The organism is Sorangium sp. So ce693, assembly GCF_051521375.1.
GTDB classification, from domain to species: domain Bacteria; phylum Myxococcota_A; class Polyangia; order Polyangiales; family Polyangiaceae; genus Sorangium; species Sorangium atrum.
This window is the reverse complement of record NZ_CP150347.1, coordinates 10654652-10676429: the sequence shown is the minus strand read 5'-3', so window position 1 is coordinate 10676429 and position 21778 is coordinate 10654652. Positions and strand designations below refer to the sequence as shown.

Sequence of the window (21778 nt, the reverse complement as noted above, 5' to 3'; positions counted from 1 at the left end):
CGATCTGGCGGCGCCGGACACCGAATCCGATCGTTTCGTGATGTCACATACACATCAGGCCGGTTGTGGTCCTCGTATGGACATTACCGGGACCTTTGCCGATCTCACCACCCGCTGCGCAACGCTGCCGAGCAGCGCCCGCGCGACGGCGCCGCGCGCGTGTGTCCCGATCACGATCATGTCGGCGCCGATCTCGTCCGCGAGGCGGGAGATCTCTTCGTCGGGGACGCCGGCGCGCAGCACGCCCGAGATCTCGACGCCGGGCGTGGCGCGCCGGCGCTCGAGCACTTGATCGAGGCTCCGCTGCGCCGCATCGGCGATGCGCGCGGCGTCCTCGGCCGAGGGGATCAGGGACGAGCCTTCCGGGAAGCTGTACACGGGCACGCTGTACACGTGCGCCACGACGATCTTCGCGGACAGCTTGCGGGCGAGCTCGATCGCCGTGTCGAGGGCGATCTCGGAGGTCGCGTTGAAGTCATGGGCCAGGAGGAGGGTCTTCATCTTGCTCCGCGGTGCTGGAGGGCGCAGGCGGCGCGCCGCCGTCCTTTCGGTCCGGCTTTCGTAGCTCCGGGGGCGGGTCTCCGGTAGGGGGCTCGTCGGAGGCCGCCGGGGCCGGCGGCTGCGCCTTCGACGGCGGCTTCACCCGCTTGAACAGCGCCATCTTCTTCAGCCGGCTGAGCTCCTCGAGCTCGCCGCGCTTCACCGCCGCGTTGTGGCGCTCCAGGTCCTTGCCCTTGAGCTCCCCCTCGTCGAGCAGCACGTACTGGACGGCCGCGGCGCGGTCGCCCGGATAGAAATAGGCCTCCTTCCGGTTCGACACGTGCGGTCCCATCTTGCTCGTCGCGCCGACCACGGCGTCGCGGGGGATCGCGTCCGCCTGCTGGCGGACCCAGGCGTAGGTCGCCTCCTGGTCGGGCGTGAGCTTGCGCGCCACGCGGGAGAAGCCGCCCTTGAACGACGCGTTCTCGACGAGCCCGCCGAACTTCCACGACATCAGCGCGCTCGCCACGAGCATGGCGGCGAGCAGCGCGCGCGAGAGGCGCCGCCCGTCGAGCCCGGGGTACGCCGACGCGGAGCCCTCCACCCGCTTGAGGGCGATCGGCGTCAGCGCGAACGCGATGGGGAAGAGGATCGACGAGTACTGGAAGGCGATCGAGAACACCGCGTCGCGCGAGGCGAGCAGGCAGAACATGAGCCCGTAGGCGAGCATCCAGCGCCCGGGCTTCGCGAGGAAGGGCAGGAAGCAGAGGGGGACGAAGAGCTGGAGCAGGAAGATGATCTTCGGCTCCTCCGTCAGGAGCTTGAGCGCGAAGATGGGGTTCGTGAGGAGGGAGACGAGCAGGCCGCTGAGCCCGCTCCGGTTCGGTATGAGCTCCTCGTAGTAGTAAGCGTACGAATAAGCGTCCTTGCCGGACATGATGATGCCCGGCGACGTCATGAAGAACAGCTTCACGATGACGAAGTAGACGAGGCTCATCGCGATGGTCACCCAGCCGAGGCGGGTCCTGCCCGGGCGCCGGTCGAGGATCGCGTAGAGCCCGACGAAGCACATCAGCAGGGGGACGTCCTCCCGGCAGAGCAGCAGCACGGCGAACGTGAACCAGTACAGCCTGTTCCTGCCGGTCTCGTAGGCGTAGAGCAGCCAGACGACGAGCGGCGAGATCAGCGCGAGCGAGTGGAACTCGTACATGTTCGCGCCGTGCAGGGCCGGGTAGATGGCCCACACCGCGGCGAGGAGGAGCGCCTTGCCGCGGTGAGCGAGCTTGTCGCGCGCGAGCAGGTAGACGGGGACGACGCCGGCGCCGAGCCACACGGACTGGAAGATGAGGAGGAACTCCGCCCTCGGATAGATGAGGTAGAGCGGCGAGAGCAGGACGAGGAGCGGGTCGAAGTGCGCGGACCCGTGGTAGCCGGCCCTGAGCCAGGAGCAGCCGAGCGGCCTCCCGTGGACCGACTGGTAGAAGATGTTGTCGTAGTACCCGAGATCGGGCGTCCGGGTGTGCAGCGCGTGGTGGTTGGTGATCGCGAGCCGGGAGAAGAAGAGGGCGTAGCCCGCCCACATCGCGAGCAGGGCGACCGGCGCGAGCCACCGCGCGGCCATCGCGAGCGCGCGGCCATCACGAGCGCGCGGCCCTTGCGAGGGCGCGCCGTCGAGCTCGGACGCGTCATCGAACCTGGGCGAGAGCCGCTCGCCGCGGCCCCAGGCGTAGGCGCCCGCGCCCGTGGCCACGGCGGCGAGGACGGCGAAGAAGATCGCGGTCTTCGGGCTGTCCTTCTCGATGTTGGGGAGCTTGAGCGCGGCGATGAACGGGAACGCGAGCAGGGGGACCAGGGCGCGGTTGACGCGGCCCACGGTGCGCATGAAGTCCCACGACCGGGTGCGGGCCCGCCGCGCCAGCATCACGAGGAAGTAGGCGAGCCCGACCCCCACGATGGCGGCGGCGACGCCGCCGGCCATCCAGCGGCGCTCGACCTCGGTCAGCTTGTTCGTGTCGAGCTGCGCGAGCCGGCTCGGGTGGGTGAAGACCCAGGCCGTCACGGCGATGCTCATGCCGTAGAGGATCGGCCACGGCGCCAGGGTCAAGGCGGCACGCGCGAGCCGCTCGAGGGCGCCGTCGACCTTGGCGAGCGCGCTGTTCAGCCTGGTGCGGTGGTTGTCTAGCATGGGTGAGGCGGGTCCTCGGCTACTTGACTCCACCCCCCGCTGTCAAGGAACGGCGGGAACCTCGCGGAAGGACGCGGAACGGCGCGAGGACGCAGGAAGGGCAGGGCGCCGCGCGCGGCCCGCGGTAGAATGGCGGCATGTCGCACTACCGAGATCATCTCGATGCGGCTCGCGCGCGCATCGAAACCCTCGAAGCCAAGCTGAAGGAGCGGGACGCGGCGCTCGCCGCCCGGGACGCGGAGATCGCGGAGATCCGCGCGGAGGTGGAGCGGTTGCGCGACGGATCCAGCGATGATGGGCCGCTCGACGGGCCGCTCGGCCGGGGCGGCGGGCAGCGGGCCCTGCTGGTGGCGCTCGCGGTGTGCAGCTTCGCCACCGCGACGGGCTATGCGATGGTGCGCCCCTCCCACTGCCTGCAGCGCGGCGGGGCGTACCCTGCCTCTGCTGAGGCGTTGCCGCGCTCCCACGACGGGTACGACACCTGGTCCAGCCCGGTCGACGGGGCGCGCGTCCGGGTCGGCAAGGCCGCGGGCGCGGCGCTCGAGCACGGCCGTGTCCGGGCGAAGCGCTGCTGGCAGCCGGACGGGCCGAGCGGGGTGGGGAGCGTGACCGTGACCTTCGCGCCGAGCGGCGGAGCCCACGTGGAGCTGGACGGCGCGCCCTTCGCCGGCACCGAGATCGGCGTGTGCATCATCGACGCGTTCCGAGCCGCGGCCGCGCGGGTGCCGGCCTTCGAGGGGGACGCTCTTCAGCTCACGACTCCGATCTCGCTCTGAGCGCTTCGAAGGAGCTCGTCGCTCGATCGCCCTCCTCCCTCCTCACGGGCCTGTGGTGGTGAGGGACGAGCTCGGGGGACTAGTCGAATCGGGGGGTGGAGGAGGCTGGGGCGGTGGGTGGGGGGGCCAGCTGCCAGCTCACGAAGCCGATCGCGATGAGGATGAGGTACATGGCGGCGAAGACCAGGAGGCCGAAGCTGACGCCATGCTCGGCGGTGAAGCCGAGGGCAGGGAATATGAGGGAGAAGAAGAACTCACGGACACCTGCGCCAGCGACCGAGATCGGTAAGAGGCCGAGCAGGCTCGCGATGGAGAGCAAGCAGGTGACGTCGAAGAGCGAGAGCGATATGCCGAGGGCACGCGCGATCAGGTAGCCCTGCACGAAGTTGACGACGAACGTCACCACGGTGACCGGCAGCGTGAAGAGGAGCCCGCGCCCGACATGCGCGCGCAGCGCGACGAGGAAGCGGCTCGCCGCACCGGGCTCCGCGTTCTCCGATGGATCCTTCGCGATCTTGCGCGACAAGGCGAGGAGCAGGCGCTCGGCCAGCCCGGGGATGAGCAGCACGAGGGGCGCCAGGACCGTGAGCGCGATTCCACCCCACGTCACCCAGGCCAGGCGGCCGACGATCACCGCGCTGTAATGGGCGACGCCGACCGCGACGAACGCGGCGAGCACGTACAGATCACACAGCCTGTCCATCACGATGGTGGCCAGCCCCTCCGCGTACGGCACGCCGAGGTCGTGACGCAGGTAGCGGATCCTGAGCAGATCGCCGACCCGCCCAGGGGTCAGCATGCCGACGTAGAGCGACGTCGCGTAGGCGCTCCACGCGCGCCGAAGCGGATAAACGATGCCCCGGGCACGCAGCAGCGCTTCCCAGCGGACCACCTTGAGGTGGATGTTGACGAGGTTCAGCGCCGCCGCGAGCGCGAGCGGGCCAGCCGAGGCCGACACGACCGCGCCGAGCACCGCGTCCCGGTCGTCCATGCGCACGACAACGAGCACGAGCAAGAGCGGGCCAATCAGGCGGACGAGGGCGCGCAGGGCGGTGCGGTGCATGACGGCGAAGACCCCGGCCGCGCGCTCAGCGCAGCGCCGCGGAGCAGAGGGCCTGGAGAGAGGAGATGCCCCCGGAAGCAGGGAACCGGGACCGATCGAGATCAGGCTCGGCGATCACTCGAGCTCCTCGCGCACGGGCGGATCGTCTGCCAGGTGGCGCTGCTGCATCTGGAAGGTGAGGAACTCGCCGATGAAACCCATCGAGAAGAACTGGATGCCGAGGAGGATCATCAGCACGCCGAGGAGGAGCAGCGGCCGGTCGCCGATCTTGTGACCGAGCAGCCAGAGGAACGTCAAATACGCGTTGATGGTCACCCCGGTCGCCGCGAAGACCAGGCCGATGAGGCCGAAGAGGTGCATCGGTTTCTTCGAGTAACGCGTCAGGAACATGACGCTGAGCAGGTCGAAGAAGCCGCGCAGGATGCGCTCCAGTCCGTAGCGCGAGGCGCCGTACTTGCGGGCGTGGTGGCGCACCGGGATCTCCGTGACGCGGAAGCCTTGCCAGGCGGCGAGCGCCGGGATGTACCGGAAGAGATCTCCGTAGATCGGGATGGTGCGCAGCACCTCGCAACGGTAGGCCTTGAAGCCACAGTTCATGTCGTGGAGCTTCACGCCCGTGACCGCGCGGACGGTCCCGTTGAAGATCCGGGACAGGACGAGGCGATTGGCGGGGTCGAGCCGGTTGACCTTCCAGCCCACCACGACGTCGAGGCCCTCTTCGACCTTGGCGATGAAGCTCGGCAGATCGGCCGGGTCATCCTGGAGATCGGCATCCATCGTGACGACCACTGTGCCCCTCGCCTTGCGGAACCCGGCCGTGAGCGCCGTCGCCTTGCCGAAGTTCTTCCGCAGCCGGATCCCCTTCACGAGCGGGTTCTCCGCGCGGATCCTGGAGATGACGCCCCAGCTGTCGTCCGTGCTGCCGTCGTCCACGAAGATGATTTCGTAGGAGAAGCGCCCTTTCAACGCCTGATCCACCCGCTGCGCGAGCTCCGTCAGGCTCTCCGCCTCGTTCAGCCCCGGCACGACCACCGAGACGTGCGGCGCCGCCGAGGCGGCCGGCGCGATGGAAGGCGCCATGAGGCTCGGGCGGGGATCGAAGGCGGAGAGCCCGAACGTGGCGCGGTCCTCCGGAGCCTCGTGAGGGGCAGGTGTGGGGGGCTGGTCCACAATCACGGCGGCGGAGGATAGCAGAACGTCGCGAGAAGGCGCGGTTCCGTCCGAGGAAGGCGCTGCGAGCGCGACGGCGACAAGGGCAGGACGTGCTGCCGGTTACCGGGAGGGGGAGAGGGAAGGGCTGCGGAGACCCGGCAGGGGTTCGGGCAAGGGCTGCGGAGACCCGGCAGGGGTTCGGGCAAGGGCTGCGAGACCCGGCAGGGGTTCGGGCAAGGGCTGCGGAGAGCCGGCAGGGGTTCGGGCAAGGGCTGCAGAGACCCGGCAGGGGTTCGGGCAAGGGTGGCGGAGGCCCGGCAGAGGTGGAGGGAAGGGCGGCGGAGGCCCGGCAAGGGTTGCGGAGACCCGGCAGGGGCGGGGTGGAACGGTGGCTGGTGCCGGCGGGGACCGGAGCAGGGTCGGCCTTCCGTCGGGTGGGCGGCGCGACATGCACGGGGCTTGTCCGGGTCGGGTGACCGGCTCGGGCCGCGCCGGTGCGATATGCCGACGTCGATGCCGTGTGCGAGACTCTCCGCATGGGCGGCAGCATGAAGACGCTGAAGCATTTCCTGCGGATCTTCGAGGAGGACATCCACTTCGGTACCGTGATGGTGGACACGCTCGAGAGGGATGGCTTCGAGCTGACGCATGTTCGCCCGGCTGCGCCGCGCAGCTGGCTCCTTCGCGCGAAGCCGCCGCAGCACATCCAGGAGGGGTTCGGCCTGGCCCCCGAGCTGCTGTTCATCGCCGTCCAGGGCGAGGTCCAGTCGCGGGATCTTCAGCGCGCTGCCGACGAGGTCGTGCGCTCTGGCCTGCGCCTCGATGGTAACCTGGTCATCGTCACGGACGACGGCCACACGCATGACGACGGTTGGCCGCTCAAGGACCGCCTCGATCGGATGCCCGGTCGGGATCAGCGCGTGGCTTGGGTATGGGGCGAGGATCGGAGCTGGCCGCCGCTCTCCGAGGTGCTCCGCCAGCAGCTCCCCACGTACGACGTGTTCGAGGAGCGTCATCCGGTTCGAGGGTACCAGCTCATGGGCCGCGATGCGGAGGTCATGGAGCTCCGCACGCGGGTCACCCGTGGCGACGCCGTCGGCGTGTTCGGATTGCGCAAATGCGGCAAGACCTCGCTGGTCCGGGCGGTCACCGACTGGCTCGACCCGGCGAGCGGGATCAAAGCGCCAGGCGCGGAGAAGATGGCGTCCCAGGCGTGTGTGATCTGGTTCGACGCGCAGGGGCTGGATGCGGCGGAAGTAGACGATGTCGCCGACGAGCTGCTCGCCGCGCTGCGCCGCAGGATGCGCGCGGCCGGCCGCGCCGATGTACCGCCGGCACAGCAGGGCCTCGTTGGCCTGAAGTCAGCAGCCCAGGCGATTGTGGACGAGGGAATGCGCCTGTGCTTCGTGATCGACGAGTACGATTTTCTCTTCGAGCGCGAGGGCAGCCTCGGCCCGGTGCCGGGCATCTCGCGGCTCCTCGGGCTCGTGCGCGCCCTGTCCCAGCAACATCAGGGAGCCGTTTCGCTCGTGCTGATCGGGCGCGACCCCGAGCACCTGTCTGTTCCGCATCTGGATGGGGTGCCCAACCCCTTGCTCGCGGGGCTCACGCCGATGTGGCTCGGGCCGATCCGCGCGCCGCACGACACGGAGATGCTCCGCAAGCTAGGGCGCCGCGTGGGGCTCGCCGTGGGGCCCGAAACGGCGACGCTCGCCCGCGCGTGGACCGGTGGGCATCCGCTGCTGCACCGCCAGTTCGGCTCGGCCCTCCGCGAAGAGGTCCGGCGGCATGCGCCGGGGGTCCTGCTGAAGGAACCGACGGATCCTCATCGCGAGCGGGCTGTCGAGCGCTTTCTGGGCCGTCAAGCCGTGCTGGACGTGGACCGCGAGATCATCGCGCTGCTCTCGAAGAGGTACTCGGCGGCCTACGCGTTGCTCCTCGATCTCATCGAGAGTCATGACCCTGGAGCGGCCGTGAAGCGGGCAGGCGGATCGCAGAGCTCCGGCGTGCGGGTGCTGCGGAATTTCGGCTTGTTCGACGAGGCCACGCTGCCACTGCCGAAGCACCTGTCGTGGTACGTGCGGACCTTGCTCCCCACACAGGCGCCGGTGGCGATGTGACGAGGCGGTCCAACCCTTACAGCTGGCAGCACCACACGCCAGGTCACCCGGTGCCCCGACGCGCGCTGGTGGAATCGATCGTCGAGCATCTTCGTCAGGGCATCGCCGTCAAGGTCATCGGTGGCCGCGGGAGCGGAAAGAGCGTCTTGCTCCGCCAGATCCAGGTCGAGCTTCAGGATACGCCGGGGACGCGGATCGTGCTCGTGCCGGATCCGCCCGAGGAGCCGACCGTCGCCGGAGCGGTGCACGATCTCGCGGCGAGGCTCGGCATCCGCGATCTCTCAGCGCCGCGGATGGATGACCTTCTCGAGCGCGTGCTCCAGGGCGACGTGACGCGGCTGGTGGTTCTCTTCGATGAGGCTGACCAGTACGTCACGGCCGGAGCCGGAGAGCGGGGGGCGTTCGCGCGGAGCTGGTTCAACAAGCTGGACACCACGCGGAAGGAACACGGCGCACACTTCGATCTCGTCTTCGCGGGCGGGATCGGTCTCTTCTATCTCTCGACGGAGCTCGGCTCCGGGCTCGTCAGCCGCGCCGAGTCGTACGTGCTCGATCCCTTCGGACCGGCGGAGATCGTGGAGCTCTCCAGGCCTTTTCAGGACGACGGGCGTCCCCTGAGCGATGTCCACCTGGAGACGCTCCGCCTGCTCTCCGGGGGCAGCCCGGTCCTCGTGACCTACGGCCTGGAGCACCTCTGGGGTACAAGCAGCGCCTCCGTGCTGGAGCTGGAGAATGTTTTCGGCGTGTTCCGCGAGAAATACGACGGCTTCATTCGGTCGGTGCATGCTTCCGTCTCGCACTACGGGCGGCTCGATGCTCCGTTCCGGGTGCTGAAGGTCGTTCGCGAGCACGCCGGCTCGGTTCCGATGCAGCGGCTTCGCGATGCGTGCTCCTTGCAGGCTGGGGAGCGCATCCCCATGGACCCGGAGGAGGCGCTGACACTGCTGCGCGCGGCCGGCCTGGTGAGGGTCGAAGGCTCGAAGCTCGCCGACCCTGTGATCGCATGGCCCATCGCCTCGATCCTGAACCTGCCGGAGATCCCGGCGGGTTCAGGTGACCCCATCGAGCGTCTGGTCCAGGATGTCTGCGCGGTGCTGGCGAACTTGCGCCGCTTTGGACGCGATTTTCACGGTGAAGGCGGGCTGCTGCAGGAGCAGGTATTCAGCTCCCTCATCGCGGTGGGGCTGCGTCTTCTGGGATGGATCGAGACGGAGCGGGAGGCCATCCAGGCAGCGGGCTTCACCGATATCAAGGTGCGCCTGACCCGGCCGAGCCTCGACGGCCATGCGTTGATCGAGACCAAGATCTGGCGCGACGCTGCCCACAACGTGGGGATCCAGAAGCAGATCGACGACTATCGCCTCTCGGAGACCCGCCATGGGATCGCCGTGATGCTGGGCGCGCGTGATGCGGCGGGCTGGCCGGAAGCATACGAGCGAACGTGCCTCGCGGGCCGCAGCTTCGAGCAACTTCCGACGCCGCTGGATCTGGTGGGCCGTTGGCGGGTTCAGCAGGCCGATCCGGGAGGCAAGGCGTGGCTCACCGACCACCTGGTGGTGCAGCTCCCGAAGCGCAGGTGATCCCGGTAGGCGTGCGCGCTCGATACCGCCCTCATGGACGGGCATCGAGAAGCGAGCTGATGTCCGGATAGAGACGCGCGTAGCGGGTCAGGACGACACGAGCCGCCGCCAGCCGGTCGCGCTCCTCCGCCGGCAGGCGCTCATTCGGGCGCGCCCTCCGGCGTCTCAGGCTCCGCGGCGTCCTCCTCCGCGGCGTCTTCCTCCGCGGCGTCCTCCTCCGGCGCGGAAGCCGCCGCGGAGCGCTGCGGGCTGCGTTCGAGGAGGGCGAGGAACGGCGCGTGGAGCGCCTGGAGCAAATCGCGCTGCTTGCCGCTCGGCGTGTGCTCGATGAGCCAGCCGATGTCGGCGTGGATGGCGTTGAACGCCTGCGTGCACGCGACCACCGCCTCGCGGATGCGCTTCGAGCGCGCGACCGCGCGCTTCTGGCCGGAGGTGCGGCCGAGCCCCCGGGCGAGCGCCTCGGTCGCCTCCTCGACGCGCTTCAGGTACGCGCCGGCGCCGACCTTCTTCACGTCGGCGGCGAGCGGCGCCTTGCCCGCGACCGCGACCTGGTGCCAGCCGTAGTCGACCTCGGCGTCGTACGCGTACTGGGTCTGCTCGGTGCCCGCCCCCGCGAGCAGGGCGCCGCGGAGCCGCACCGCCGCGTCGCGCTGCGCCGGATCCTTGCTCTCGGCCGCCGAGGCCAGGAACAGGTGGAGCGCCCGCTGGGCCGTGTCCCACTCCGTGTCGAGCTCGGCGAGCGCCGCGGCCGAGGCGACGCCGAGCGCCTCGTCGAGCGCCGCGATGCTCCAGCGCGCGCGCAGCTTCCAGACCACCGGCCTGGGCGCTTCGAAGAGCAACGTCGCCGGGACGCGGTTCGGGACATCGTACTTGTCTATCGAGACGCCCTTCCACGCTCCCTGCTCGAGATCCCGCGCGAACGCGCTGAACGCCTTGTCCGTGACGAAGCTGTATCCATAGGCTGCCATCGTTCTCTTCTCCGATCCTCCCCCAGGAAACCGTGCATTCTAGCGAGAGGGGCGATACAGCTCGCAACCGCTTTTCACGAGGGGCCGAGTCGGAACCGTGCTCGGCGCGGCCATGGGCCAGAGGCCAGTGGCCATGGGCCAGCGGCCAGCGGCCAGTGGCCAGCGGCCAGCGGGCATGCGAGGGCCGCCGGGCCGTGAGCGCCTGGTGGTCGGCGGTCGCGTCGTTTTCGAAGGGGGAGACGTCGATCGGGTGAGCACTCCGGCGGCGCCGTACCGACATGGGTAGGCGACGGCAGCGCCTCCAGAGGAGGGGCGCTCGCCCGAGAGGCACCCGCCCATGGACAACGCGATGCTCCCTCTCACGGAACCCACGAGACGGCCGGCCTTCGTCACGGCGCCGCCGGCCGTCACGGCGGCGCTGGCCGTCACGGCGGACCTGCCCGCCGCCGCGCTGGCCGTCACCGAGGCGTTCCCGCCGCAGCAGCCCGCGGATAGCGTGGGCGCCGGGAAGGAGCGGGAGAGCGCCGTGAGCGACGCCGAGGAGCCGATCGAGCGGCAGGTGTTCCAGCCGGGTCAGGTCTTTCACCAGATGGAGATCGTGCGCTTCGTGGGCGCTGGGTACTCCGGCCAGGTGTACGAGGTCCGCCACCGGATCACCGGGGCGCGGTGCGCCCTCAAGATGATGCACCTGCGCGACCGGAAGGACGCCAGGAAGGCCGAGAGGAGCCTGGCCGAGGCCCACGGGACGTTCGGGATCCAGCACGCCAACGTGGTCGAGGTCTACGACATCGGCTGCGAGGCCGACGGCACAGCCTGGATGCTCATGGAGTTCCTCGACGGGCCGACGCTGACCACCATCCTGGAGCGCCAGGGGCGGCTGTCGCCGCTCTACGCGCTCCACGTCGCGCTCGAGGTCGCGTGGGGGCTCGACGCGGCGCACGAGAACCAGATCATCCACCGCGACGTGAAGCCGGACAACATCGTCTTTACCGACGACGGGCTGGTGAAGGTGGTCGATTTCTCGATCGCGAAGGTCATCCCCTACGAGATGCGGACGACCCAGCGCAACGTGCGCCTCGGCACGGCCGCGTACATGGCGCCCGAGAACCTCGGCGGGAACGAGGCGGACGCGCGCTTCGACGTGTACTCGCTGGGGCTCGTGCTCTGGGAGATGATGGCCGGCCGCCACCCGTTCCGCGACGCGTTCGACGACCGGACGAAGCTCGTGAACTGGCAGTTCTTCGCGGATCCCGCGCCGCTGTCGGAGGTGGCGGGGCTGCCGGCGTGCGTGGACGAGGTGATCCGGCGCGCGACGGCGAAGCAGCCGGCGGCGCGGTACCTCTCGATGGCCGAGATGGCGCAGGGGATGATCGCGCTGCGCAGGCGCCTCGAGCAGGACGAGGCGGAGGGCCGGATCTCGCTGGCGACGCCGCCCGGCGAGCCGCCGATCCCGGGCCGGCCGGGGCGGCGCGCGGTCTACCGGGCGCCGGTGACGGGTCCGACGCTCGAGGTGCCGCGGCGGGAGCCGTCGGCCAGGGTGGTGGTGGCGTCGCCGGCGCCGGCGCTGGGGCCGGGCGGGACGGCGCCGATGGATCTGGAGAGCGTCCGGGCGGCGGCGTTCGGGCCTGGACCGTGGCCGGCGGGCCGCGAGGGGGACGGGCGCGCGCCGGGCAGCCAAGGGAGGACGGCGCGGGGGACGGAGATCATGGAGGTGACGTCGCTGTCGTCGCCGTCCGGTCCGCCACCGGGGTCGTCCCGGCCGCCCGCGGTGCGCACGACGAGCCCGATGCTCCGGCAGCTGGCCGCGCAGGGCGAGCGCGGGTCGGGGGAGCGGGGAGAGGGAGCGCGCGCCGGGCGCGAGGTGCGCATGGCGCCGTGGATGCTGATCGCGCTGGTGCTCGCCTCCTCGGCGGCGAGCGCGCTGGCCGTGAGGTGGCTCGCGCCGCCGGGCACGCCCGCGACCTCGGCGGAGGATGCCGGCGCAACGGCGGCTGTCAGCGCAACGGCGGTTGCCAGCGCAACGGCGGTTGCCAGCGCAACGCCGGTCGGTGCGGCGGAGGGCGCAACGCCGGTCGGAGCGGAGGGCGCAACCCCGGTCGGAGCGGAGGGAGCGGAGGGCGCAACCTCGGTCAGGCCGGCAAGCCCGGCCAGGCCGGCGGCGGCAGCAGGCGCAACCTCGGCCAGGCCGGCCGTCAGGACGGCGACCCCGGTCGGGTCGGCGCGCCGGCCAGCGGCGACGGCCAAGCCGGGGCGGCAGGGGGCCGCGCCGCCCTTCGGAGACGCACCGATTTTCTAGGGATGTGCAGGGCGAAGCGCTGGAGCGCGCGCGGAGAGGAGGCCGGAATGTCACAGGACGATCGAAACGACGAGCAGCGGCTGCGCGCGGAGCGCGTGGTGGCGGAGACGATCGAGCGGAGCCTCGCGCCGTACCGCGGGCTCGTGCCGGAGGCGATGCTGGCGCAGCTGCGCGAGGCGATGGAGGACGAGCTCGTCAAGAACCCCTACTCCGTCGCGCTGTTGCGCCAGCTGATGGCGCGGCCGGTGCCGTCGTCGAGCGGGGAGGTGCCGTGCGAGGGCGCGCCGGCGGAGCGTGGCCACGACCGCAGCGGAGGCGCGGCGGGCGGCGGGAGGGAGGGCGCGTGACCGGCGAGGGCGACGGCAAGGACGCCGAGGTGCTGCCGCTGCTCACGCCGAGGCAGCGGGCGCTGGTCGAGCGCGCGCTGCCGATGGTCGAGGCCCAGGCCCGCTGGTACGCGCGCAGGTACGCGGGGCTTGTCGAGCGGGACGAGCTCGTCGCGGCGGGCTCGGCGGCCGTGGTGGAGGCGGTGCGCCGGTACGACGAGGCGCAGGGGGTCTCGTTCGAGGGGTACGCGCGCGCGCGGATGGACGGCAGCATGCTGGACCTGATCCGCGCAGAGACGCAGGCGCGGCGGCGTGACGTGGCGATGCGGCGGGCGATGGCGGCGCTGTCGGAGCACCACCAGGGCGAGTTCGACCTGTTGCGGGACGGCCCGGAGGAGATCCAGGGCCGTCTCCAGGAGTTCTGCGACGCGCTGGCGACGGTGGGGGTCGTGGCGGGGGTGGCGGCGATGCGGCGGCCGGTGTCCGACGAGGAGGCGGCCGAGCGCGTGGCGTACGTGGGGGCGATCCGGGCGCTGGGGGAGGCGTTCGCCGAGCTGCCCGAGGACGAGCAGCGGGCGCTCGGGGCATTGTTCGTGGACGGGATGGACATGCGCGAGGCGGAGGCGTTCCTCGGGGTGCCGTACATCACGGTGCGGCGGCGGCTGGAGCGTGGCCGGGAGCGGCTGCGCAAGGCGCTCTGGAAGCGGGGGGTGAAGGAGATGCCGCCGTCGCGGGGCGAGCCGTGGGGCGCGCCGGTGCTGCGCGGGGTGCGGGGCGATGGGCCGGCGGGTGGAGGCGCGGAGGGCACGGGAGGCGCGGGGAAGCGAGGACCCGGGTCGCGCGGGCGGTAGGCCGCGCGGGTGCAGGGAGCGAGGCGATGGCGAAGCAGCACGGCGAAGCGGCGGGCGTGCCCCGGGCGATCCAGAGCGAGGGCGAGGACGAGGCGAAGGCCTACGCGGTGGGGGAGGTCGCGCCGAAGCCGCTGCACCCGACGGTGGAGATGGAGCGGGTCCACATCGAGGATCCGCGGCGCGTGCCGCCGCCGCGGGAGGGCGCGAGGCGGGGCGGCGGAGCGCGCAACCCGGAGCAGCGCGCGCCGCTGGCGGACGCGGGGGCGCCGAGCGTGTCGATGCCGGAGGGGCTGGCGGTGACGAAGCGGCAGCCGATCGTGATCGACAGCGAGATACTCGCGGAGTGGCACGGGGGGCGGGGCGGGGGAGGCGAGGAGAGAGGGAGCGAGGGGGCGGGGGGCGAGGCGGCGGCGGAGGGAGACGAGGCGACGGGGAGCGCGGGCGCGAGACGCACGGCGCCGCGGCTCGCGGAAGTCGCAGCGGCGCGGCGCACGGAGCGACGGGCGGGCCGGCAGCGCGCGGCGTGGGTGCTGGCGATGGGCGTCCTGTTGGCGATCGGGGTGACGGTGCTGCGATCGGTGTGGGGAGCGGGCGGCGGTGCGGGAGAGGAGGCGCGCGGCGCAGGCGAGGCGGTGAAGCGCGATGCGAAGGGCGCTGTTGAGGAGAAGGTAGGCGCGCCGGATGAGGAGAAGGCAGGCGCGCCGGGCGCAGCGATGGCCCGCGCTCCAGCGGTGAGCGAGTCGGAGGGGCCGATCGCAGCGCCGGGTGGAGCTACGGCCTCGGTGCGGACGACGTCGCCCGTGGAAGGATCGTCAGGAGCGGCGACCAGCTCCCAGCAGGACAGGTCGGGAGGGCCGGCGGCGTCGGCGGCGTCGCAGGGCGCTGCGCCGAGGGCGCGCGCTGTCAACTCCGCGACGCCGGCGCGGCAGGCGCCGAGCGCGCCGGCGGGTGCGGCGCCGGTGAAGGAGAGGCAGGAGGTGCCGCGACCGCCGAGCCCCTACGACACGCCGAACTTCGATTGAGCCGCCAGGATGGATCGACCATGGGAGACGCGATGAGGAAACGGACGATGCTCTTGACGAGCGCGGCGCTCTGCGCGCTGCCCGCCTGCGCTCTGGCGCCTGCGACGGCCCGCGCGCAGGCAAGGCCGGCGGCCGTGGCGCCGGCCGTGGACGACGAGGGACGCGGCGACAACGCTCGCGCGACGCGGCTCTACCGAGAGGGGAACGAGGCGTTCAAGCAGAAGCGGTGGTCGGACGCGGAGCTTCTGTACCTGAAGGCGTGGGCGCTTGTGAGGACGTTCGACATCGCGGCGAACCTCGGAGAGGTGCAGATCCAGCTGAACAAGGCGCGGTCGGCGGCGGCGTTCCTCGCGTTCGCGCTGAGGACGGCGCCGCCGTCGACGAAGCCGGAGCAGATCGCGCGGATCCGGCACTTCCTCGACGAGGCGAAGGCGCAGGTGGGGACGCTGCGTGTGCGGGTGAAGAACGCGACAGACGCGGAGGTCTTTGTAGACAGCGAGCGCGTGCCGGACGAGGAAGTGAAGCACGAGATCTACGTGGAGCCTGGGGAGCGCACGCTGGTGATCCGGCGGGCGGGGTATGAGGACGAGGTGGTGCGGCTGGTGGCGGCGGCGGGAGTGACGGAGACGGTGATGCCGGAGCTGAAGCCGAAGGCGGTGAAGGCGCCGGAGGCGAGCGAGGCGGGAGCGGCGAGGCAGGGGACGGCGGCGGCGAAGGCGCCGGGGGCTGGGGGCGCGACGGGAGCGGCGGCGAAGGGGGAGGCGAAGACGAAGGCGCCCGCGGCGAGGGCGAGGGTGGAAGAGGGGCGGAGCTGGGTGCCGGTGATCGCGCTCGGGGCGGCGAGCGCGGTGGGGCTCGGGGTGGCGGTGGGGTTCACGGTGGCGGCGAACGGGGCGAAGGCGGATGGCGAGGCTCAGCAAGCCGCAATCTGGAATGCTCCCGGAGCATGCGTCGATGCCATAAGCGCCTACGCGGATGCGTGCAAAGAGCTTCGGAAGACGGGAGCGCGCGCCGACACGTTCGCCAACACAGCGCGTGTGGCCTATGTGGCATCGGGCGCCCTGGCTATCACTGCGGCGACCTACGCTCTCTGGCCGCGCGACAAGGGCAGCGGAGCCGCCGGGCGTGTGCTGGCGGTTCCGCTGCTTCACGCGTCCGGTGCCGAAATGATCCTGACAGGCGCGTGGTAACGAGCGAGGAAGCGATGAGAGTACGACGAAGCCGCTGGCTGCTCGGTGCGTTGGGGCTCGCTATCTGCGTGGGCGGTTGCGATGCCGTGTGGAGCAACCTGGAGGAGGACTGCTCCTTCACGCTGATGTGTGAGGAGTACCGGGGGCGCTGGAGGATCATCGAGACACCTTCGGACTGCGTTCCGAGCGAGAACCCTGACGTGGTGGACGATGCGTGCGGGGTGTTCGTGTCGTCGTCGGGGAGGGACGAGAACGCCGCGACGAAGGAGGCACCGGTGAAGACGCTGGGTGCGGCCCTGGCGCTGGCGGAAACGACGAGAACGCGGCGCGTGTACGCGTGCGCGGAGACGTTCGAGGAAGCGGTAGAGGTCGCGGGGAGCGTGACGATCTACGGAGGCCTGGACTGCGCGAGCGGGTGGGGCTGGGCCGGGGAGCAGAGGAAGACGGTGCTGACGGCGGGGGCAGGAGAGATCCCGCTGCGGATGCGCGGCGGGGGAGCTGAGGCGAAGGTGCGCGTGGAGGACGTGCACGTGCAGGCGCGGGGGATCGAGGCGGAGGACGTGCAGTTCGCGGGAGCGTCGTCGATCGCGGCGATGGTGGAAGAGGCGAACGTGGAGCTTGCGCGGTGCGTGCTGGAGGCGGGCGATGCGGCGGCGGGCGCGGAGGGAGCCGCGTACGAGACGAGCGCGATGGGGGGAGCCGAGGGAAAGAGCGGCGGCGAGGCATGCTCGGCGGAGATCGTCGTACCAGGCGGGAGCGTGAAGAACGACTGCGGCACGCCGGTGGATGAAAGCGACGATTCGCTCAGTGGTGCCGGCGGCATTGGTCAAGCGGGGAAGGGCGGCGGGGGAGACAAAGGTTCACCCGGGGCGATGCTGAACGGCGGCACGGGTGAGGAGGGCATTGTGCTCTGCACCGACGGGACTGCGGGAGAGAACGGCCCCGAGGGCGGCTCTGGTGCGGGCGCGACCGGTCTAGGCGAGATCAGCGCCAGCGGTTTCATCGGCGCCGCCGGCCGCAATGGCGAGAAGGGCGGCACGGCGCAAGGCGGAGGCGGAGGAGGCGGGGCGAAGGGCGGCGCGGGTGCAGACAAGTGCCCGAACGAAGCGTCGGCTGGCGGAGCGAGCGGCGGCTCGGGAGGAGCCGGCGGTTGCGGTGGTGCCGGTGGTCGAGGCGGTAGTGCCGGCGGAGCGAGCATCGCGCTGGTGAGCCTGAACGCGACGCTGAGCTTTGAGGAGGTGACGCTGAAGACGGGGCGCGGCGGAGCGGGCGGCAAGGGCGGCGCCGGCCAGGAAGGCGGCGCTGGAGGCGCCGGCGGTCCTGGAGGCACGAAGCTCGAGGAAGCGACGGCGCTCAACAACGCGTGCGCGGGCGGCGCGGGTGGCAAGGGAGGCGTTGGCGGTCCCGGCGGCGGCGGTCGCGGCGGTCACGCGATCGGGATCGCGTACAAGGGCACGGCGCCGCCGGTGCAAGGAGCGACGGTGGAGCTAGGCGAGGCGGGCGCAGGCGGTCCAGGAGCGAACGCGGAGGGCGAGGGCGCCGCGGGCGTGAAGGCCGAGGTGCAGGCGCTCTGAGGTGACGCGGCTCGATGCGGTGGCCGCGGCGGCGTGTGCGCCGCAGCCGCCGCGTGGAGCGGAGCGACGAGAGAGAAGAGCGAGACATCGCGCTGGAGCAGGCGCGACGAACAGGAGACGTGTGCGCGCTCGACGGGACGGCGAGCGCGGCGAGCGAGCGAGGCGCGAGCACGTGGACGGCGGACGTTGCGAGGACGAGGGAGCGACCGTGAGGCGAGAGCTGCATGCGGGGTGGTTGGCGATGTCGGTGCTGCTCGGGAGCACGGCAGCGACGAGCAGCGTCCGCGGCGAGGAGCGAGCGACGTCGAGGCCGAGCGCGGAGAGCGAGCGAGAGCGAGCGGTGCGTGACTTCGAGGAAGGGCGGAAGGCTCAGATTGAGGGGCGGCTGGAGGAAGCGGAGCTCGCGTACCTGCGCGCGTGGTCGCGCCTGAGGACGTTCGACATCGCGGCGAACCTCGGGCAAGTGCAGCTGCGGCTGAACAAGCCCGCGTCGGCGGCGAAGCACCTTGCGTACGGGGTGCGCACGGTGGGTCCGGAGATAGAGCCTGAGCGGCTGGCGCGGATGCAGGCGCTGCTGTCGGCGGCGAAGGCGCAGGTGGGGACGCTGCGCGTGTGGGTGAAGAACGTGGCGGACGCGGAGGTGTTCGTGGATGGGGAGCGCGTGCCGGCGGAGGAGCTGAAGCACGAGATCTACGTGGAGCCAGGGGAGTATCGGATCGTGATCCGGCGCGCGGGGTACGAGGATGCGATGATCGAGGTGGCGGCGGTGGAGGGGTCGCGCGAGGAGATCGCGACGGCGCTGAAACCGAAGATGGCGACGCGGCCGGGGGCGGCGGGCGCGCCGGTGGTCGGGAAGGTCGGAGAGGAGAAGACGAAGGTGCCCGGAGCGGGGGCGGCGGTGGAGGAGCCGCGGAGCTGGGTGCCGGTGGTCGCGCTGGGGGCGGCGAGCGCGGTGGGGCTCGGGGTGGGGGTGGGGTTGACGGCGGCGTCGAACGGGGCGCGCGCGGACGCCGACGCACAGCGCGACGCGATCTTGAAGGCGCGCGCACACTGTGTAAACCCGCCGACTGCAACCCCGGAGCAGTGCGCGGAGCTGCACAGGACCGTGTCGCGCGTCGACACACTCGGCAACGGTGCGCGCGTGGCGTACGCGACAGCGGGCGCGCTGGCGATAGCCGCGTTGATCTACGCGACATGGCCCGGAGGACGACCAGCGAGCGCGGTCGCTCTGGAGGCTGGGCCTGGGCTGAATGCGGGCGGCGCAGGCATCGCCGTGGCGGGCTCGTGGTGAGAGGAAGAGGCGTGATGAGGAGAAGGCGATGGGCTTGGGCGCTCGGTGCTCTGGGGTTCGAGGGGGTGCGCGGCGGCACTGACGCGATCGTGCGCGTGGACGACGTGGATGTGAGCGGGACGATGACGGCTCGCATGCTCTGACGACCCACGGCGGCGTCGCGGCGCGCTGCCCCAGAGAGAAGGACCCGGCGCCCTGCCACCGCAGTCGCAGCGCGCCATGGCTCGGCTCGTCGTGATGGCGAGCGCGCGAGGAGGACGATCGTGTATCCAACGCTCGCCATCGAGGCGGCAGCGCATTCGGACGTGGGCCGGCACCGGAGCCACAACGAGGACAGCTTCGCGGCGCTGCCGTGCCTGGGGCTGTTCATGGTGGCTGACGGACTGGGCGGCAACGCGGCCGGCGAGGTCGCGTCACGAATGGCCATCGAGGTGGTCAAGAGCTGCTTCGAGGAGGACGAGGATCTCGAAGAGACGTGGCCCTACGGCACGGGGAGTTCACACGACCGGGACGAGGTGCGGCTGGTGATGAGCGTGCGGCGTGCGAACCGGGCGATCTACGACGCGAGCCAGCGCCACGAGCACACGCGCGGCATGGCGACGACGTTCGCAGGCGTGTTGCTCGGGCCCGGTATGGCGTACATCGCGCACGTGGGCGACACGCGCGTCTACCGCATGCGCGACGGCAAGCTGGAGCGGCTCACCCGCGACCACACGCTGCTGGAGGAGTTGCTCCACGGCGGCGAGGGCGCGCTGGCGGCGCTGGAGGCGCTGAGCGGACGGGCAGACGCGGTGACCCGCGCCCTCGGGTGCGACAAGAGCGTCGACATCGAATCGCGCGTCGAGCCGACCCAGCCGGGCGATATCTTCCTCGTCTGCTCCGACGGGCTGTGGGGCCCGGTGCCTGAGGCGCGGATCGCGGGGGTGCTGGGAAGGCACCGGGACCTGAGCCTGGCGGCGAGCCTGCTGGTCGACATCGCCAACGAGCACGGCGGGCCGGACAATGTGACGTGCGTGCTGGCGCGCCTCGGGAGCAGGTGACGTGCGCGGGGATGACGCGCTGCTGCCGCCCTCACGGGCGCTCCACGACGGCGACGAGCAGCGCCCGCAGAGAGACGCGAGCGGGATCTGCTGGAACTTCGCGACCGATTGGCCTGTGAGAGAAATGAGATCGGCCATGTCAGTTCAAGAGAATTTCACGCAGACAAACGTAAGGCTGCGCGATGTCTCAGGTTTCGGCGAGGGTGAGCTTGGCGAGCGGGTTCGTCAGCGGCAGAATGGGTGCCCTCATCCCAAGAGGAGCGCTCGTGGCCAAGCGTCGGCGGTTCGGCGGCAACGGTACGCGTCGTTCGGGCAACGTGATTCACGTGAGCCCGAGGCTGATGTGGGAGCTCGCATGGCTGCGGAAGCTGGGTCTCGAGGACGTCGACTGGGATCCAGAGCTCTGTTGCCCGCGCTGCAGGGCAGAGCGAGCCGCTCGAGGGGAGCCGGTGGAGGATCAGGATCTCGCGCCGATCTCAGGGACGTGGCCCAAGCTCCCGCTGCACGACGACGAGCACGAGTGATCGACGGGCGCGGCGCAAGGGCGCCCGTCCAGGAGAGCTCGCAAGCGCGGAGACGACGGTTCGCGCGCCTGGTCACCGCGGTAGCGCCGCGGTGCGCTGCCACGGCCCCACGGCACGTAGAGGCCGCACGACCGGGACGAGGTTTGGCCTTGTGTTGAGTGCCCGGCGAGCCAACCGGAGGGCGAAGCGCGCCCCGGCTTCAGCCCGCCTGTGCGCCGCATGCAGGGCAAAAACCGGTTGGCTGAGTGAGAATTTCGGGGAGCTCGGAGGAATGCGATCGATGGCGGAATTGAGCTCAGCGGGCCGTGAATTTCGAGATGGAGGCGACGAAATCAGGAGACAAGACGCGCGGCGGCACGGTAGCGATCATCGTGTCGCGCGGCACTGCGACAGAGAGGCGGGCTGCTCCGCGCTTACGGCATCACCCGGCCCCGGCTGGGTGGTCCTGGGTTTGGGCAGAAGGGCCTCTGATCTGTTGGCCCCTTCTGCATCGAGCGGCGAGCGCGGAGATCCTCCGACGATCGCTCCGAGCAGCCCCTCAGCAGGTCGTCTATCGCGGCGTGGCAGCGGCGCGCCTCGGAGGCAGGTGACATGACGAGCGGGAGCAGCGGCGCGCCGCGCGGCGGGCACCCGGACGATGCGCGGCTGTTCGGCCCTGATGCCGTCCGGACGTTGCGCGTGGCCTTCGAGGAAGTGACGTGGCTCCTCGGCCGCGGCTATCCGCTGCGCACCGCGATCCGGACCGCCGGCGACCACCACCAGCTGGCCGCACGCCAGCGCCTCGCGCTGCAGCGAGCCGCTTGCTCGGACGCGCAGCGGGCGTCGCGCCTCGCGCGCTGCGCGCCGTCCTCGTCGCTCCAGGGCGCGGAGGCGAACATCGACGGCTTCAACCTGATCATCACCTTGGAGGTGGCGCTCGCGGGCGGGCTGCTCGTGCGCGGGCCGGAGGGGGCGCTCCGCGATCTCGCGGGGCTGCGCGGCAGCTACGCGCCGATCGCGGAGACCGACACCGCCATCGATCGGATCGGCGACGCGCTGTCCGGCGCCGGCGCGGCGCGCGCGCGCTTTCTGCTCGACGCAGCCGTCCCCAGCTCCGGGCGGCTGCGCGCGCGGATCCTGGAGCGGCTCGGCGGCGCGCCCGTCTCGATCGAGGCGACGCTCGTCCCCGATCCCGACCGCCTCCTCGCGGGGACGGCGGGCGTGATCTCGTCCGACAGCGTCGTCCTCGATCGCTGCGTGCGCTGGGTCAACCTCGCGGACGAGATCGTGGGCGCGCGCGTGCCGGCGGCGCGCGTGGTCGAGCTCCTCCCTCGCGGAGGCGCTGCCGGCGCGTGAGGGCG

Annotated in this window: 18 protein-coding genes; 13 read left to right on the top strand and 5 right to left on the bottom strand. The window is 71.4% G+C overall.

The genetic code is table 11. From position 1 onward, the window contains the following. Positions 1-54 precede the first annotated feature (54 nt). Both WMF14_RS39815 and WMF14_RS39810 read right to left on the bottom strand, forming a co-directional pair. Complete coding sequence (locus WMF14_RS39815) at positions 55-501, bottom strand: universal stress protein (protein WP_437795076.1); 447 nt, start codon at positions 499-501, stop codon at positions 55-57. Continuing rightward, positions 476-2665, bottom strand: a complete 2190-nt coding sequence (locus WMF14_RS39810) for a DUF2079 domain-containing protein (protein ID WP_272102717.1) — start codon at positions 2663-2665, stop codon at positions 476-478. Before WMF14_RS39810 ends, WMF14_RS39815 begins: the two co-directional genes overlap by 26 nt. A 137-nt stretch (positions 2666-2802) precedes the next feature. Between WMF14_RS39810 and WMF14_RS39805 the strand changes: the two genes are divergently transcribed. Next, a complete protein-coding gene (locus tag WMF14_RS39805) occupies positions 2803-3441 on the top strand; it encodes a hypothetical protein (RefSeq protein WP_437795074.1) in 639 nt (212 codons plus the stop codon). A gap of 79 nt (positions 3442-3520) precedes the next feature. Here WMF14_RS39805 and WMF14_RS39800 read toward each other — a convergent pair whose 3' ends face one another. After that, entirely contained in the window at positions 3521-4504 is a 984-nt protein-coding gene (locus tag WMF14_RS39800; protein ID WP_437795071.1) for a lysylphosphatidylglycerol synthase transmembrane domain-containing protein, read from the bottom strand. 114 nt (positions 4505-4618) lie between these two features. Next, the gene (locus WMF14_RS39795) at positions 4619-5680 is read right to left on the bottom strand and encodes a glycosyltransferase family 2 protein (RefSeq protein ID WP_437795068.1); all 1062 of its coding nucleotides are present in this window, start codon (positions 5678-5680) and stop codon (positions 4619-4621) included. Between the two features lie 512 nt (positions 5681-6192). Between WMF14_RS39795 and WMF14_RS39790 the strand changes: the two genes are divergently transcribed. Both WMF14_RS39790 and WMF14_RS39785 read left to right on the top strand, forming a co-directional pair. Further along, positions 6193-7776 carry an AAA family ATPase gene (locus WMF14_RS39790; protein ID WP_437795066.1) on the top strand — a complete coding sequence of 528 codons (1584 nt, stop codon included), beginning with the start codon at positions 6193-6195 and terminating at the stop codon, positions 7774-7776. Continuing rightward, the gene (locus WMF14_RS39785; protein ID WP_437795064.1) at positions 7728-9356 is read left to right on the top strand and encodes an ATP-binding protein; all 1629 of its coding nucleotides are present in this window, start codon (positions 7728-7730) and stop codon (positions 9354-9356) included. The genes WMF14_RS39790 and WMF14_RS39785 overlap by 49 nt, the downstream gene beginning before the upstream one ends. Before the next feature lie 140 nt (positions 9357-9496). Here WMF14_RS39785 and WMF14_RS39780 read toward each other — a convergent pair whose 3' ends face one another. Continuing rightward, a complete protein-coding gene (locus WMF14_RS39780; RefSeq protein ID WP_437795062.1) occupies positions 9497-10324 on the bottom strand; it encodes a hypothetical protein in 828 nt (275 codons plus the stop codon). A gap of 337 nt (positions 10325-10661) precedes the next feature. Between WMF14_RS39780 and WMF14_RS39775 the strand changes: the two genes are divergently transcribed. The 10 genes from WMF14_RS39775 to WMF14_RS39730 all read left to right on the top strand — a co-directional run bounded on the left by WMF14_RS39775 (position 10662) and on the right by WMF14_RS39730 (position 21773). Then, the gene (locus tag WMF14_RS39775) at positions 10662-12620 is read left to right on the top strand and encodes a serine/threonine-protein kinase (RefSeq protein WP_437795059.1); all 1959 of its coding nucleotides are present in this window, start codon (positions 10662-10664) and stop codon (positions 12618-12620) included. Positions 12621-12667: 47 nt separating this feature from the next. Next, complete coding sequence (locus WMF14_RS39770) at positions 12668-12967, top strand: hypothetical protein (protein ID WP_437795056.1); 300 nt, start codon at positions 12668-12670, stop codon at positions 12965-12967. Further along, a complete protein-coding gene (locus WMF14_RS39765; protein WP_437795054.1) occupies positions 12964-13797 on the top strand; it encodes a sigma-70 family RNA polymerase sigma factor in 834 nt (277 codons plus the stop codon). Before WMF14_RS39770 ends, WMF14_RS39765 begins: the two co-directional genes overlap by 4 nt. A 26-nt stretch (positions 13798-13823) precedes the next feature. After that, positions 13824-14819: a hypothetical protein gene (locus WMF14_RS39760; RefSeq protein WP_437795051.1), complete on the top strand. Its 996-nt coding sequence runs from the start codon at positions 13824-13826 to the stop codon at positions 14817-14819. A gap of 47 nt (positions 14820-14866) precedes the next feature. Beyond that, positions 14867-16009: a PEGA domain-containing protein gene (locus tag WMF14_RS39755; RefSeq protein WP_437795048.1), complete on the top strand. Its 1143-nt coding sequence runs from the start codon at positions 14867-14869 to the stop codon at positions 16007-16009. 14 nt (positions 16010-16023) lie between these two features. Continuing rightward, positions 16024-17583: a PGRS family protein gene (locus WMF14_RS39750; protein ID WP_437795046.1), complete on the top strand. Its 1560-nt coding sequence runs from the start codon at positions 16024-16026 to the stop codon at positions 17581-17583. Between the two features lie 172 nt (positions 17584-17755). Further along, positions 17756-18874 (top strand): PEGA domain-containing protein, encoded by a 1119-nt coding sequence (locus WMF14_RS39745; RefSeq protein ID WP_437795043.1) that lies wholly within the window; start codon positions 17756-17758, stop codon positions 18872-18874. Positions 18875-19137: 263 nt separating this feature from the next. Beyond that, complete coding sequence (locus tag WMF14_RS39740) at positions 19138-19914, top strand: PP2C family protein-serine/threonine phosphatase (protein WP_437795041.1); 777 nt, start codon at positions 19138-19140, stop codon at positions 19912-19914. Between the two features lie 266 nt (positions 19915-20180). Next, entirely contained in the window at positions 20181-20438 is a 258-nt protein-coding gene (locus tag WMF14_RS39735; RefSeq protein WP_437795039.1) for a hypothetical protein, read from the top strand. A gap of 591 nt (positions 20439-21029) precedes the next feature. Then, entirely contained in the window at positions 21030-21773 is a 744-nt protein-coding gene (locus WMF14_RS39730; RefSeq protein ID WP_437795036.1) for a DUF434 domain-containing protein, read from the top strand. The last annotated feature ends 5 nt before the right edge of the window (positions 21774-21778 follow it).

Coding starts and splice junctions, on each gene's coding strand:
- WMF14_RS39815 (WP_437795076.1), bottom strand. CDS start 501: ATGAAGACCCTCCTCCTGGCCCATGACTTCAACGCGACCTCCGAGATC.
- WMF14_RS39810 (WP_272102717.1), bottom strand. CDS start 2,665: ATGCTAGACAACCACCGCACCAGGCTGAACAGCGCGCTCGCCAAGGTC.
- WMF14_RS39805 (WP_437795074.1), top strand. CDS start 2,803: ATGTCGCACTACCGAGATCATCTCGATGCGGCTCGCGCGCGCATCGAA.
- WMF14_RS39800 (WP_437795071.1), bottom strand. CDS start 4,504: ATGCACCGCACCGCCCTGCGCGCCCTCGTCCGCCTGATTGGCCCGCTC.
- WMF14_RS39790 (WP_437795066.1), top strand. CDS start 6,193: ATGGGCGGCAGCATGAAGACGCTGAAGCATTTCCTGCGGATCTTCGAG.
- WMF14_RS39780 (WP_437795062.1), bottom strand. CDS start 10,324: ATGGCAGCCTATGGATACAGCTTCGTCACGGACAAGGCGTTCAGCGCG.
- WMF14_RS39775 (WP_437795059.1), top strand. CDS start 10,662: ATGGACAACGCGATGCTCCCTCTCACGGAACCCACGAGACGGCCGGCC.
- WMF14_RS39770 (WP_437795056.1), top strand. CDS start 12,668: ATGTCACAGGACGATCGAAACGACGAGCAGCGGCTGCGCGCGGAGCGC.
- WMF14_RS39760 (WP_437795051.1), top strand. CDS start 13,824: ATGGCGAAGCAGCACGGCGAAGCGGCGGGCGTGCCCCGGGCGATCCAG.
- WMF14_RS39755 (WP_437795048.1), top strand. CDS start 14,867: ATGCTCTTGACGAGCGCGGCGCTCTGCGCGCTGCCCGCCTGCGCTCTG.
- WMF14_RS39750 (WP_437795046.1), top strand. CDS start 16,024: ATGAGAGTACGACGAAGCCGCTGGCTGCTCGGTGCGTTGGGGCTCGCT.
- WMF14_RS39730 (WP_437795036.1), top strand. CDS start 21,030: ATGACGAGCGGGAGCAGCGGCGCGCCGCGCGGCGGGCACCCGGACGAT.